13 protein-coding genes and 2 tRNA genes are annotated in these 13,225 nt (G+C 42.4%); 8 read left to right on the top strand and 7 right to left on the bottom strand.

Going from position 1 to position 13,225, the window contains the following annotated elements; translation table 11 throughout:
• Positions 1-22: 22 nt before the first annotated feature.
• Together BLR32_RS21350 and BLR32_RS21355 are read left to right on the top strand one after the other, a co-directional pair.
• Positions 23-802: an SDR family NAD(P)-dependent oxidoreductase gene (locus tag BLR32_RS21350; protein ID WP_089834884.1), complete on the top strand. Its 780-nt coding sequence runs from the start codon at positions 23-25 to the stop codon at positions 800-802.
• Positions 803-883: 81 nt separating this feature from the next.
• A complete protein-coding gene (locus tag BLR32_RS21355; protein WP_089834885.1) occupies positions 884-1,492 on the top strand; it encodes a TetR/AcrR family transcriptional regulator in 609 nt (202 codons plus the stop codon).
• 161 nt (positions 1,493-1,653) lie between these two features.
• Here BLR32_RS21355 and BLR32_RS21360 read toward each other — a convergent pair whose 3' ends face one another.
• Together BLR32_RS21360 and BLR32_RS21365 are read right to left on the bottom strand one after the other, a co-directional pair.
• Positions 1,654-3,111, bottom strand: a complete 1,458-nt coding sequence (locus BLR32_RS21360; protein WP_089834886.1) for a serine hydrolase — start codon at positions 3,109-3,111, stop codon at positions 1,654-1,656.
• 410 nt (positions 3,112-3,521) lie between these two features.
• Positions 3,522-4,811, bottom strand: a complete 1,290-nt coding sequence (locus tag BLR32_RS21365) for an epoxide hydrolase family protein (protein ID WP_089834887.1) — start codon at positions 4,809-4,811, stop codon at positions 3,522-3,524.
• A 516-nt stretch (positions 4,812-5,327) separates the two neighbouring features.
• Between BLR32_RS21365 and BLR32_RS21370 the strand changes: the two genes are divergently transcribed.
• Positions 5,328-5,867 (top strand): hypothetical protein, encoded by a 540-nt coding sequence (locus BLR32_RS21370; RefSeq protein ID WP_089834888.1) that lies wholly within the window; start codon positions 5,328-5,330, stop codon positions 5,865-5,867.
• A 287-nt stretch (positions 5,868-6,154) separates the two neighbouring features.
• Here BLR32_RS21370 and BLR32_RS21375 read toward each other — a convergent pair.
• A tRNA-Asp gene (locus tag BLR32_RS21375) sits at positions 6,155-6,228 on the bottom strand.
• A gap of 410 nt (positions 6,229-6,638) precedes the next feature.
• On the opposite strand from BLR32_RS21375, the gene BLR32_RS21380 reads away from it, so the two are divergent.
• On the top strand, positions 6,639-7,208 hold the full coding sequence (locus BLR32_RS21380; RefSeq protein ID WP_089834889.1) for an LOG family protein: 570 nt from the start codon (positions 6,639-6,641) through the stop codon (positions 7,206-7,208).
• A gap of 100 nt (positions 7,209-7,308) precedes the next feature.
• On the opposite strand, the gene BLR32_RS21385 is transcribed toward BLR32_RS21380, so the two are convergent.
• On the bottom strand, positions 7,309-7,776 hold the full coding sequence (locus BLR32_RS21385) for a hypothetical protein (RefSeq protein ID WP_143011539.1): 468 nt from the start codon (positions 7,774-7,776) through the stop codon (positions 7,309-7,311).
• 191 nt (positions 7,777-7,967) lie between these two features.
• Here BLR32_RS21385 and BLR32_RS21390 point away from each other — a divergent pair, with 191 nt between their 5' ends.
• Positions 7,968-9,140, top strand: a complete 1,173-nt coding sequence (locus tag BLR32_RS21390; RefSeq protein WP_089834891.1) for a DUF2911 domain-containing protein — start codon at positions 7,968-7,970, stop codon at positions 9,138-9,140.
• Between the two features lie 100 nt (positions 9,141-9,240).
• On the opposite strand, the gene BLR32_RS21395 is transcribed toward BLR32_RS21390, so the two are convergent.
• On the bottom strand, positions 9,241-9,543 hold the full coding sequence (locus tag BLR32_RS21395) for a hypothetical protein (protein WP_089834892.1): 303 nt from the start codon (positions 9,541-9,543) through the stop codon (positions 9,241-9,243).
• A 102-nt stretch (positions 9,544-9,645) separates the two neighbouring features.
• Positions 9,646-10,110: a response regulator gene (locus tag BLR32_RS21400; protein ID WP_089834893.1), complete on the bottom strand. Its 465-nt coding sequence runs from the start codon at positions 10,108-10,110 to the stop codon at positions 9,646-9,648.
• A 256-nt stretch (positions 10,111-10,366) separates the two neighbouring features.
• On the opposite strand from BLR32_RS21400, the gene BLR32_RS21405 reads away from it, so the two are divergent.
• From BLR32_RS21405 to BLR32_RS21415, 3 genes are all read left to right on the top strand, one after another.
• Positions 10,367-10,642 (top strand): hypothetical protein, encoded by a 276-nt coding sequence (locus BLR32_RS21405; protein ID WP_089834894.1) that lies wholly within the window; start codon positions 10,367-10,369, stop codon positions 10,640-10,642.
• A gap of 394 nt (positions 10,643-11,036) precedes the next feature.
• Positions 11,037-11,804: an SDR family NAD(P)-dependent oxidoreductase gene (locus BLR32_RS21410; protein ID WP_089834895.1), complete on the top strand. Its 768-nt coding sequence runs from the start codon at positions 11,037-11,039 to the stop codon at positions 11,802-11,804.
• An 89-nt stretch (positions 11,805-11,893) separates the two neighbouring features.
• Positions 11,894-12,811, top strand: coding sequence for a helix-turn-helix domain-containing protein (locus BLR32_RS21415; RefSeq protein ID WP_089834896.1), 918 nt, complete (start codon positions 11,894-11,896; stop codon positions 12,809-12,811).
• Positions 12,812-13,102: 291 nt separating this feature from the next.
• Here BLR32_RS21415 and BLR32_RS21420 read toward each other — a convergent pair.
• Positions 13,103-13,176, bottom strand: a tRNA-Asp gene (locus tag BLR32_RS21420).
• Positions 13,177-13,225: the final 49 nt, after the last annotated feature.

Raw genomic sequence — 13,225 nt, forward strand, 5'->3', positions numbered from 1 at the left:
ACATCTATAAAGTCAAATTAAAATGGTACAATATATCTTAATAACCGGAGCTTCATCCGGAATTGGCTACGAAATGGCCCAACAGCTTGCGGCATTAAAATACAATCTGATACTCAGCGCCCGTAGTGAAGATAGATTGGCTGCTATACAGCAGGAATTATCTTCAAAATACGGAATTGATGTGCAATATATAGCCAAAGATCTTAGTAAGACGGGTCAGGCGTTTGAGTTGTACGATGCGATCAAATCGGCAAACTTACAGGTCTCTCATCTCGTCAACAATGCCGGCTTTGGCAACTATGGTAGTTTTACAGACACTTCTCTTGAAGAGGAGCTGAACATGATTGATCTAAATATCCGCAGTCTGGTGATACTTACTAAATTATTTGCGAAAGATATGGCAGCCCGAAAGTCCGGAAGGATTATGAATGTGTCGTCGCTGCTTGCATTTTTACCTTTCCCTTACCAGTCAGTGTATTCAGCAACAAAGTCTTTTGTCTTAGCCTTTTCGGAAACCCTTGCTGCCGAACTGGAAGGAAGCGGAGTAGTGGTAACCACACTTGCCCCTGGCACAACAGAAACAGCATTTATTTCATCGGATATGCGGGAAACTAATCTCCTGAAGTCTAACAAACCCACCCCGGTAAAAACGGTGGCTGCAGCAGGAGTGAAATTGCTGTTGCACGGAAAGGGTAAAAAAATTGTAGGCTTTCAAAACCGGTTTAATGCCATATTAGCAAAAATAGTTCCCAGCGCTGCGATGATGAAAATCAAGAAGAATTTAGCCAGTCAGAAAAAGTAATTCTTCACAGTTATGCTAAACCGGAAGGCACTCCGGCAATCTTGGCGGAGTGTCTTCCGGTGATCTTCTCAACATACAATAATGGGTATCAAGGAAAGAAAAGCCAGACATCGTGTGAACATGCATAAAGATATTCTTCATGCAGCGTTGAGTATTGTCAGAGATGAAGGATATCGGTCCCTTAGCTTAAGGAGACTAGCTAATAATATGGAATTTTCAGCCGCGACGATGTATCTGTATTTCAAAAATAAGGAGGCGCTAATGGTTGATCTGGCCAGGTTAGGATATCAACAACTTAACGCCAGTATAGATAGCAATTGTAAGGGTATAAATAACCCGAGGAAGAGATTAAAGGCAATGCTTACAACCTATTGGCATTTCGCAATCCATGAAAAGGAATTGTACCTCGTTATGCAGGAGACCGGAATGGAGTTAAATGAATTAGATTTGCTGTTTCCGGAAATGCTGACCTTTATTAACTCGATAAGTCAGGCAATTACGAAGGTTTGCAGAAAGGAAGCGCGTACTGATATTTATCTGAAACGGAAGTGTTATATATCAATGGCCATTGTACAGGGACTTACTTCGCTCAATTTAATTCACAAGGATATGGATGAGCATTGCCAATTTCAGATGTTGGAAGAGGCTATTGATATTCTGATAGCTTCTTTGAACGATATGAAAATGTGAAACCCTAATGTGAGATGACAATAAATATTTAAACCTGATCGGCAACTTGATATCCCTGATATTTAATGACCATAACCCAGGTCGTTTTTTTAAGTATTAAGCTAAATAAAGGTAGCAGGAAAATCAACCGCTTAATTGTAAAGTAGAGTAAAAAGGGCTGATTAGCGGTTGTTTTTCTTCCTTTCATCATTTTTAATTTTTTTAATTATATAAGTCCAGTGAGGATGTTGTGGATCTAGTTCGAAGGCTTTTTCAAAATATTTCACAGAAATTTTCTCATTCTTATTTCGTCTATAAGTTTCTCCTAAACTTTCATACACAAGAGGCGATTTAGGGTACTCTTTTAAATTCAGTTCATAGATTTTTATAGCTTCTTTTATTTTTTTATTTTTCCTCAGTTCATTTCCTAAGTAATTAAGTTGATTTTCGTTAAAAATGAACGATGTGTTTTTTGATTCTTTGAGTTGCAGATAAAGTTTAATAGCGTCGTCAACGCCATTGGTTTCGACAGTTCTTCTGAGTGTATCCAATAAAGCCCAGGGATATTTATATGGATCAATTTTACGTTGGGGCTCAAGAATATAGCGGCCAATATCAGTTACAGGATTGTTTGAGTTAGATAAAACAACTACTCCAATCTTATTCTTCTTATCTATTCCTAAAAAAGTTGTGTAACCAGGCATTCCACCATCCTTAAAAAGTAGATATCCATCCACATTCACGAGTGTCCAACCCATTGTAGTAAAAGTGTTATCCCCATCTTTTTTTGCCTGTAGGACATGGGTTAATTCCATTGCAGGGAACAGATCTGTTTCAATGAGCCCCAAATTAGCTTCTGCAAAGGTAAGAAGATCATTAACGGTTGAACGTAAAGCTCCGCCAGCAGCAATAGCACCAAGATCGGTTAAGCCGACTTTTGTTCCTGTTTCTGCATGACCTATTGCGAGATTTGATTTTTGTTTTGCTGTTAATGAAATAACGGTATTATTCATTTTTAACGGTCCGCAAATTTCCTCTTTTATTAAAGTTTCAAAATCCTTTTTAGCAGTCAAGGTCAATATGTTGCCCAATACTCCATAGGCAACGTTTGAATATCTCCATTTTGAATCAATATCGTAAGGTGGTTCAAAATTTGAGACGTATTCGTAAAGTTTATTTACGGTGTAATCAATATAAGGCTGATATAGATTTTTGGGGTCGACATTATAGGGAAAACGAGGCATTCCAGATCTGTGGGTTGCCAGACTGAGTAAGGAAATTTCCTTTCCGTTTCTTACAGGCGTTTTTACATTTTTGGGAAGTGCTTTGGAAATAGGGTCATTCAGACTCAGTTGATGCTTTAAACTCATATCTGCCAATAACAAAGATGTGAATACTTTTGTAATTGACCCGATTTCATAAATCGTATTGCCGTCTGGTAAAGTGGAATCGCTATCGCTTTTTACACCTGCTGCAAATATTTGTCTACCATTCGGATCAACAATTCCGACGATAATACTTTTGCTTCTTTTATTAGCAACTTCTTGTTTAATGATTGTTTTTATACTGTCAATTGGAATTTGAGCCAAAACAATATTTGTAGCTGTAAGCAGGAAAGTGATTATTACATATTTTTTCATGTCTTTCTTTGAAGTAAGGATTACGATCAGTTAAGGTGGCGTATAGCTGTTCCAGTATTTGCGGTGGCGGGAGACTAGCGTACCGTCACAAAGTACTGAAGCAGATTATTGTCAAAATTACTGTTGCAAGATACAAGTTTCAAAATATGTATTCGCCATGTTCCTGGTGATATGGTGTCAAGTCTTGTCCAACAGATCACATTCTTATATGTATTAAAATAACCTGGTGGTGGAACTAATTAAAACAAAAAACCTCCGGATTCATTCCGGAGGTTTTTTGTTTTAATTGCCTTCAATTTGCGGGCTGGAGGTGCAACTTTCAAACTTATTTTTACCACATTTAGAGAAAATAACTTTATTGACATATTGAGTCAAATGACATGTATCATGAATACCGTCTGCTCATCCTCTTATCGTAGAGATCTGAAGGCAGCCCTAAGTTCTTCAGTAAAGATCTGTGGTTGCTCCCACGCTGCAAAGTGCCCACCTTTAGGTGCTTTATGATAGTAATATAATGAAGGATATGCTTTTTTTGACCAGCTTTCAGGAGCCTCGTAAATTTCATGTGGAAAAACAGAAATGGCTACGGGAACTTTTATATCCTTTGTTTTCTGATGTTCGGAACTGAAATTATTGTTATTGTTCTCCCAATAGAACCGGGAAGAGGATGCTCCTGTATTGGTCAACCAATAGAGCGTTATATCATCAAGGATAGCGTCTCTGCTGATTACATTTTCGGGTTTTAAGTTACTATCTGTCCATTCAGCAATTTTTTCGTACAGGAATGCTGCTAATGCACCTGGAGAATCGGAAAGTAGATAGCCGGTGGTCTGTGGACGGGTCACCATCATTCCTCCATAAGCCGCATTTCTTCCAAAGAAGATACTTAAGGAATTATATGCCCTGGTTTCGGATTCAGAAAGCCCTGATGGTGCAGGATCTCCTGCATTAATTGGCTTTACAAGTTCAGCAGGAATTGTTGCAGGCATAGTAAGATGTATACCTAAAAGCCCTGAAGGTGCTTGTCTTGCCAGGGCGTCGGAGATCACTGAACCATGGTCGCCACCTTCGGAAACATATTTTTTGTAACCAAGACGTTTCACCAGAACGTCCCATGCTTTGGCAACGCGGTCGGGATTCCAGCCCACTTCTTTGGGTATTTCTGAAAAACCATATCCTGGAATGGCAGGTATTATTACATCAAATGCATCTTCCGCTTTACCACCATATTTTACCGGATCAGTTAACGGGCCTATGGCATCAATGAACTCCAGGGGAGAACCTGGCCAGCCGTGGGTAAGGATTACAGGCAGTGCATTTGGTTCTTTTGAACGTACATGGATGAACTGGATATCTAAACCGTCAATTTTTGTCACAAACTGAGGTAGGGCATTTAACTTGTTTTCCAGTTTTCTCCAGTCGTAACCATTTCCCCAATAGTCTATGAGTGCTTTTAATTGGGCCAGTTGGATACCCTGAGATTCATCTTTTACAGTTTCCTTATCCGGAAAGCGGGTTTCAGCGATACGTCTTTTAAGTTCATTGAGCTTTGCCTGGGGAATGTTGATCTTGAAAGGCCTGATACTTATATCAGATGCTGATATTGCCGTTTTTGTTCCGGTCGTCTGTGCATTTGTAATTGCAGGAATACTTAGTGAGAAGGTTGCTGCTAGCAGTATGGCAGAAATTTTTGTTTTCATTGCTTTTTAAAATTTAGATTTTAAGATTGGGTTTCTGTTGCTGCAACAAAACTATACGTAGGGAAGCGCCAGGTAAATAGGCAATCCGTCAAAGTGGACATATTTATTGTCGAACCGGATAATAAAGGGCGTAAACAAGAAACCAGAATTGAAATATTTCCTTTTTTCTATTTAAACAAACACCGACGCAAAACTGCGTTCTATCGGAAGCACCTGCATGGATATACCGGAACTACCAGGCACATCAAAATGACAGACCTACAGGAGTTAGATAATCTTTCCGCAGCATTCTGATAGTTGTCTGTCGGCCTACTGTCAGTATACCATCGGCCTGGAATCGGCTTATTATTTGGATACTAAAATGGTATCAATAGGTTATTTAAAGGGTACCTGTATATCAAAGGGATATTGAAGTGACCTATAAGTACTATTTTGATGGCCAGTTGCATAACTATTTGTATATTAGTCACACTAAGAGAACGAGCTTTTGTATTGATAACCTCAAAAAACCTTTTTATGGCCATTGTTAAAGACAATATTCTCATGCAGCTTGTACGGGGTACTCTCGGCAAACATTACATCATCTACGAACGGAATGGACAGATTATTATGGCGGTAAAGCGCGGCCCTTCCAGGAAAAAGCCTACACAAAAACAGTTGGAAGCAAGGCATAAGATGACCATTGCTTCGGCACGTGCGCAGGTTATGATGGCCGATCCGGAGATAAAGGCCTACTATCAGTCGATGGCCGGGCCGGGCCAGAATGCCTATAATATGGCGGTGAAGGATGCTTACCGCAGTCCGGAAGTCCAGAATATCAGGATCGAAAAGGAGGAGGTTGTAGTGACTGCCAAAAATGAGTTCCGGGTAGCAGAAGTGGAAGTAAAGGTAGTAGACGCTAAGGGCGTTATTACAGAACGCGGTCAGGCAGTGCTGGGTCGCAACAGAGTAGATTGGTGTTATAAAGCAACTGCGCTGCCTGCAGGCGGTAAAGTCATCATAGTAGCGGAAAATTTGCCGGGGTGTCAGACGGTGAAGGAGTTGCTGCTTACATAAAACCGTTTTCACTGTCTAGGAATGGCTTCCTGCTGGTTGAGAAGCTTTGTCTGCATCTTCTTCCATTTGCCAGCACAGATTTTGACATGTATTACTCCCACTTTAAAAGTAGGTAGGCGTAGCCGTGCCTTTCCTGTTGATTGCTGGTGGGTACGCACTTACTTTTTATTAACCAATCCCCAAGGTTTCAACTTGATCCATTTTTTCCCGGATTGCCCACCTATCAGGCAATCCCCCTGAAAATGAAAAAGGGACAGATCATACTGATGATGACTTGTCCCCTTTAGCGGACCAGACGGGACTCGAACCCGCGACCTCCGCCGTGACAGGGCGGCATTCTAACCAACTGAACTACTGATCCTTTTTGTTCGCCGGGGTGCAAATATTGAATAAATATTTCAAATGGACAAATAATTTGTTTAGATGCCCTGACCAGGAGGTGATCTGGAGGTCGCCGCTGGAATAGGGTATGGGATGTCCGACAGCTATTAATGAATTGAATGGTGTTCATTCCTTCCCAGTCAGGCGGTCAATACGAGACTATATACAGGATATGTACATATATGGTCAACCTTATCATAACGATAAAACGCCTTTATAAGTCGATTAAAGCCCTTTATGATCAATTTTGATGCTTGGGTCCTTTCTTCGAAACCGTTCCGGAATGGTTCTTAAATTTGCATTCTGAGCACGGGTGAAATTATCTGATGATGCACCCCCAGCGGGACATTTGTCCCGTTTGCCTGGTTATTTTTCATAATCTTTGTCCCCATGAACAACATCGCTATATTTTGCGGATCCAACTTCGGAAATGATCCGATTTACACCAGTCTGACCAAGGAATTGGGCAGTTGTATCGTAAAGAACAAGCTAAGGCTGATCTACGGTGGGGCAGCTGTAGGCCTGATGGGAGTGGTGGCCGACCAGGTACTATCATTAGGAGGAGAAGTGGTTGGCGTATTGCCGGAAAAGATCTCCAATACGGAGATCGCGCATAAGAGCCTTACAGAATTGCATGTGGTAGCTACGATGCATGAGCGGAAGGCAATGATGGCCAATCTGGCGGATTGCTTTGTAGCGATACCCGGTGGCATAGGTACCCTGGAAGAGATCATAGAAGTGTTCACCTGGGCGCAGCTAGGATTTCACAGTAAGCCCTGTGGCATTCTTAACGTGAACGGTTATTACGACAAGCTGCAGGAACTGTTGATGACGATGTGCAATGCGGGATTCTTATCGGAATATCATATGAAGTCGCTGGTTTTCGATGATGATCCGGAAAGGTTATTGAATACATTGCTACAGCAGAAAATAGTTTACCAGCCCAAATGGGTGAAGTAATTGCTGACGGTGTCGCAAAATATGATAACAATAAATGAAAAATGGGAGGAATAGAGCTGTACTAAGCTTGATTCTTCCCATTATATTCAAAGACATCCGATTACTTTGTATGAGCTATTACCTTGCTTATATATTCCATTAGCTCTCTTTTCCTTTCAAAATAGTTTTCAGGGCCTAATCCTGGCGTGGATTGCAAATATAATCTGGTGATCTGTTCGACATCAAGCTTCCTTACAAAATGTAGTTCTTTAATTTCTTCTATGATTTGATCAGTTTCCGCGTTGAATTCCCTCATTCTTTCAAGGGCACGAAAGTCGCGATTAATAAGCCGTTCTCTTTCTGTTTGAGAGAGATTTGTTGCCAGGTAAGCTTCATCTACAGCAACTTTGGAAATCATATCGGATTCAACTTCACCTTTTCCGTTGCAATAAGCACACTTGCCAGGTCTCCATTTTAATTCCTGCCTGAGCCTTTTAATATCATCCTGGTCTACATGTCCTTTCCCAAGGCATCTTGGGCATTGAATGAGCGTTTTGTTTTTGCTGAAGAATCGCTTAAAAAAATTCATGGTAAGGGTGATGATTTTCTGGTATCTGGATTTAGACACTCAATATGAGGGAAAATTACCTAAAAACAAAGAATGGACGGAGCCTGACTTCAGTTTTTGCCTTACCGGGTATCCTGCGTATCAACCGGTCTGCACAATACGGCTAATCGTACCTTTTTTCATTGTTATATTACTCCTTAAAAAACTTCCCAATGTTGCCCAGAGTCTTATTTTCTTTAATGCTGCTCTTCTTCTTTTACAGCGCCAGGGCGCAACAGCGTCATACTGCCAGACAGGGATGTTTGATCTATACGCTTGGCAAAGACACCACAGCAATTGGAAATTACGAACTGAAAGGATATGATTTTTCTATAACAGTGGCTGATCTGACTGCAGCTACCACTGTTAGCAAACTTAAAGGCACTTTTTTCCCTAACGGCGAATTACAGGCTGTGGAAGGAGATATTTATAAGCCTGTTTCGGGCAAAGAGCAACAGTTGCTTTTCAGCTATAAACTCTATTATGACAGCAATGCCACCTTTATCGAGACCCGGAGGAATAATGTGATCATGACGAGAAAGTATCCTGTAAAGATCATGGTTGCCAATAGTCTTGGTGGCTATACCCTTGTATATATGCCTGCCTTACTGGTTAACTTCGCTCCTTCGAAAAATGGTGATAGTTTGTTGAGTCACCACATCGTTTTTAACAGTGCAAGGAATTTTGTCATTCGCAAAACAGGTAAGGGGAATTTTTCCATCGGAAGTTCGGTGATGGGAATGTTCAGGTTATCCCTTGACGAAAAAGGTGATTTACGTACCGTTGATGGTATAGGGACGTCCTGGAATATCAGGGGAACGGTCATCCCTCCTGTGAATATGGACTCCGTGATTACGGCCAGTGTAGCCAAAGACCAGACGATCCCACATATTGCGATAACAAATAAGCTGGATTCTGTGCAAATGGCCCTTGGAGAGACAGCGATCAAGATCAGATACTCGCGTCCTTCGGTAAGAGGAAGGGTGATATTCGGTGAAGTGGTCCCTTACGACCGCTTCTGGCGGACAGGCGCTGATGCAGCCACCAGGCTGATACTTAGCAGGCCGATTTATTTCAATGGAAAGGAGCTGCCTGCCGGAGCATATTCTATTTTTACCATACCGTCAAAAAATGGCTGGACGATTATGTTCAACAAACAATCCGATATCTGGGGTACGGAGTATAAGGCGGAAAATGATGTGCTACGTGTGCCCATGTCAGTAGAAACCCTGCCGAAGACAGTAGAGCTGCTGACGATAGGAGTGACGCCTGCAGATAAAGGAGGACGGATCGAGGTAAGCTGGGAAAAGCTGAAAGCATCGGTGCCATTCAGTACATCCCTGTAAGCGCTTCCTTTTACCCTACCCGGTTGTTTTATGATAAGGTCCGTAGCCCTTTATGGGCTGCTTGTTACAATAGGAGTGGCGTAGTTCGGGAATTAAGTTGCTAGTTCCGGGATTGGTTTAATGGCGTCGTTTGAGCAGGTAGAAGCTGTAGCACAATGATACAGTACTGTACCATGTCATGAAATTCATGCTTCACGTCAGCCACAAAAAGGCGGATATCCTGTGTGCTAAGCCTTGCACGCTGGTCTTCACTTAAAAAGAAGCTGCCGTCAAAGAGATTGCCAGGTACAGGTAACACAGGAATATCCACTTCAATATCTTTACAGTCTTCAAGCACGGGGCATTCGCTATACCGGATAAATATTCTTTTTCTGATAATCCGGATCACTTCATCCTTCTTCATCTGATAGGTTTAGGTAATAATATTGTTACAGGGTATGCAGAGATAACATGCTCCCGGCTTAAATAAGCCGGAAGGAATGATAGATCACGGTTACAATTTTATTCAGGATTTATTTAACTGCTGTTCGATCTTTCTTTGCAATTCTGCAATTTCAAGCGGCTTTTTAATAATATCATCAACACCTTGCCGGATATAATCATCATGGGAATTAAAGTCCTTCTCTACAATTGCGATAAACGGCATTTTCCCTCCCCGCTCCCGAATGCCGGTTAACAGTGCCAGGGGATCGGAACTCCCTGACAGCGCAGTGGAATAGATCACGAGATCTATTGATCTTGAAAGCGCAATCTTTATTGTTTCTTCAGGGGTAAGTACAATTGTAACAGATACTCCGGTCCATTCCAGGTATTGTTTGAGCATCCTGGAGATGGCTAAATTATCTAAGGCAAGCAGCACACGTGGTCCGGAGGGCTCTCCAAGGTCTTTAAAAAAAGGCGGCCGGGGTAAAAAAGGGAGGAGCTTAACGGGGTTAGTCCATACTTTCCGCCCCTTAAGAGTTAGGAACATAAGCAGAATTGTTTGATAAAAAGGTGAAGCTCTAAGTTGTTATGGGCTATGATATTAGGTATTACCTGAGCATAAATACTGGTCCCACAAAAGTTTCAGCACGATCTATTATGTAATCTTACCTGAAGCAAATATAAATTACTTAAATATTATTATTGATAATAGAAATAAAAAACTTACAAACATGTTGTTAAAATGTAATGGATAGCCATTTGCTTTTACTTTATGGAAGTAAAATAGTTCTGAATCTACTACAATGGCGGCTAAGAAAACAGGATATGAAACAATTAAGGTACTTATCGAAGCAGGTCATATCAAACAGTTTGAGCAAATATTTGACACTGTTTCCCGTACTAACATGGCCAAAGACCTGGGCATGAATTATCAGACGTTTATCTATCGGCTGAATCGTCCTGTTGCTTTTACATTGGATCAGCTATTTGCTATAGCGAAGCTTGTTGGTGTTGAGCGCCGTGTTATAATTGATCTTGTTATTAATCAGGTGGATAGTAAGAAGAGGGGGAAGTCTTAGGGCCTGATGAGTTTCTGCCTGTTGCCTCTCAAGATGAGGGCCTCCCAGAGAATGTAGGTGGGAAGCTGTAGCCTTTCAGATAGGGCATCGTTATCGGACAATAATCTAATTTGCAATTATACATCGAACAACCAACCCGTTTCAACCTATGAAATATTTTTTAGTTTTCTCTTCCTGCTCTACACGATAACTACTTTAGGGCAAGCGTCGGATCCTCCGGGCGCACCATAAGATAGCATCGGACTGCTGAGCAGCTGCTATACTTTCACCAGACTGGCGGCATTAGTTTTATACAGCTGCATGATCGTGGTTTAGGTTACAACTCTCCTTGATTAGGTTACAATCATAATAAGCGCAATGCGGACTTTTGCTTTGTAACAGTTAATGAGTATTTATGGAAAATCAAACATTATCATCGACCCAACCAATTGCGTTGGTAACCGGTGCTAACCAGGGAGTAGGCAACGAGATCGCCAAAGCGCTGGCTGCTAATGGCTATATCGTTTATGTAGGCTCGCGTAAACAGGAAAACGGGGAAAAAGCTGCTGCCGAGATAGGCAAAAACGCTAAGGCCATCCAGCTGGACGTAACGCAGGAACAAAGCATCCATACAGCGATAGCGCGTATTGAAAATGAATATGGCCGCCTGGACCTGTTGGTTAATAACGCCGGTATATCACATGGCGGAGCAGCTCCGAAAAGCCCGGAGGAGCTGATGAGTACCGGACGTGCCGTCAATGTTTCGCTGGATGAAGTGCGAACAGTTTGGGAAACTAATGTATTCGGCGTTATCGCCGTTACCCAGGCAGCGTTGCCTTTGCTGCGCAAGTCGTCTGCGGCACGTATTGTCAATATTTCCAGCGGACTTGGTTCACTGTCCTGGATATCTGACCCTACCTGCTGGGCGAGAGAAAATTTTGGCATTGTTTACGCTGCTTCTAAAACAGCGCTTAATGCGGTGACACTGGCTTTCGCTTTAGAGCTGGAAAAAGAAAACATCAAGGTAAATGCCACCAGCCCCGGTTATACCGCTACTGCTTTAAATAATTTCCAGGGCACGGACAGCCTGGAAGTTGGCTCACGTGAGCCGATACGTGTAGCGCTGGAGGTCGATGGTCCGACCGGCGGCTTTACCGGTCCGGATGGACCACTGCCCTGGTAATACCATCGGGCAATTACAGAACTAACCGTATTTTTAATTATGACCGGCAACTTTAAACAGTCTCCGGTCTTACTTATTATTTTTACAGTATGAAAAACGACGCGCCAAAAGTTGCCAGGATGGAATCGGTAACGGATATACACCGTGTGCTGGGTATTGCGGGCCCTGGTCACCCACTGATCACTTTACTGGATACCAGGGACGAACGGATCAATCTGAGCAGGCTACCTTTGAGCTATGTAACCACACTGTACAAAATCTCCTTTATCAATAAGCTGGGCGGTAAATTCAGATATGGCCAGGGTTATTACGATTTTGACGAAGGAAGCATGGTTTTTACAGCACCTAATCAAATCGTAGGCAGCACGGCAATTTACAAGGGAAACGAAGGTTATTCGCTGATCTTCCACCAGGATTTCCTGCAAGGCTATCCGCTTGCCGCCAAGATCAGACAGTACGGATTCTTTTCTTACGCCTCCCATGAAGCCCTGCACCTTTCTGAACAGGAAAGAGCGACGGTATCATCTGTTTTCGCCATCATTCAGGAAGAATTGAATAGCAGGATAGATGATTTCAGCCATGAAGTGATCATTGCACAAATTGAATTGCTGCTGAGCTACGCAAAACGCTTTTATAAACGTCAGTTCCTGACCCGGCAGGCAGCCACAGGCGATCTGCTTCAAAAATTCGAAGAGCTGCTGAATAGTTGTTTCAGCGAAGTAAAGCCGCTCTATCAGGGTGTACCTACCGTACAATACCTGGCAGAGCAGCTGAACTATACCTCCAACTATTTAAGCGATATGTTACGATCTCTTACGGGGCTGAACGCACAGCAGCACATTCATGAAAAGCTGATCGAAAAATCTAAGGAACTGCTCACTACCACCAACCTTACGATCAGTGAAATAGCTTACCAACTGGGGTTCGAGCACTCACAGTCCTTCAGCAGGCTGTTTAAAACAAAAACCAATCTTTCGCCTGTACAGTTCAGACAGACTTTTAATTAAGAGAAATATTATCGGGGAAAGCTACCTTTCCGGTGATTCCTATCCGCTTATCATCCACCTGGTCAACCGCGATCCGGCTAGCGGAAGATTTCGGTGACGCAGTACTATAGTTGATCTTTCCGGAAGGAATCGTCTACAACCAGGGGAAGCGGAATTTCGAACCGAAAAAATAATTTTCAGTTCGTGCTGGCCACAATGGATCAAGTTGAAAACCTGGGGGATTACCGGCAAGTAATGCAGACGGAAATGAAAAAGGGACAAGTCAAAATATTATTGACTTGTCCCTTTTTGCGGACCAGACGGGACTCGAACCCGCGACCTCCGCCGTGACAGGGCGGCATTCTAACCAACTGAACTACTGATCCTTCCCTTGTTTTCGGGGCAGCAAAGATAGGAACAAAGCCATCAATTATG

This window comes from Chitinophaga filiformis, from assembly GCF_900102545.1.
Classification (GTDB): domain Bacteria; phylum Bacteroidota; class Bacteroidia; order Chitinophagales; family Chitinophagaceae; genus Chitinophaga; species Chitinophaga filiformis.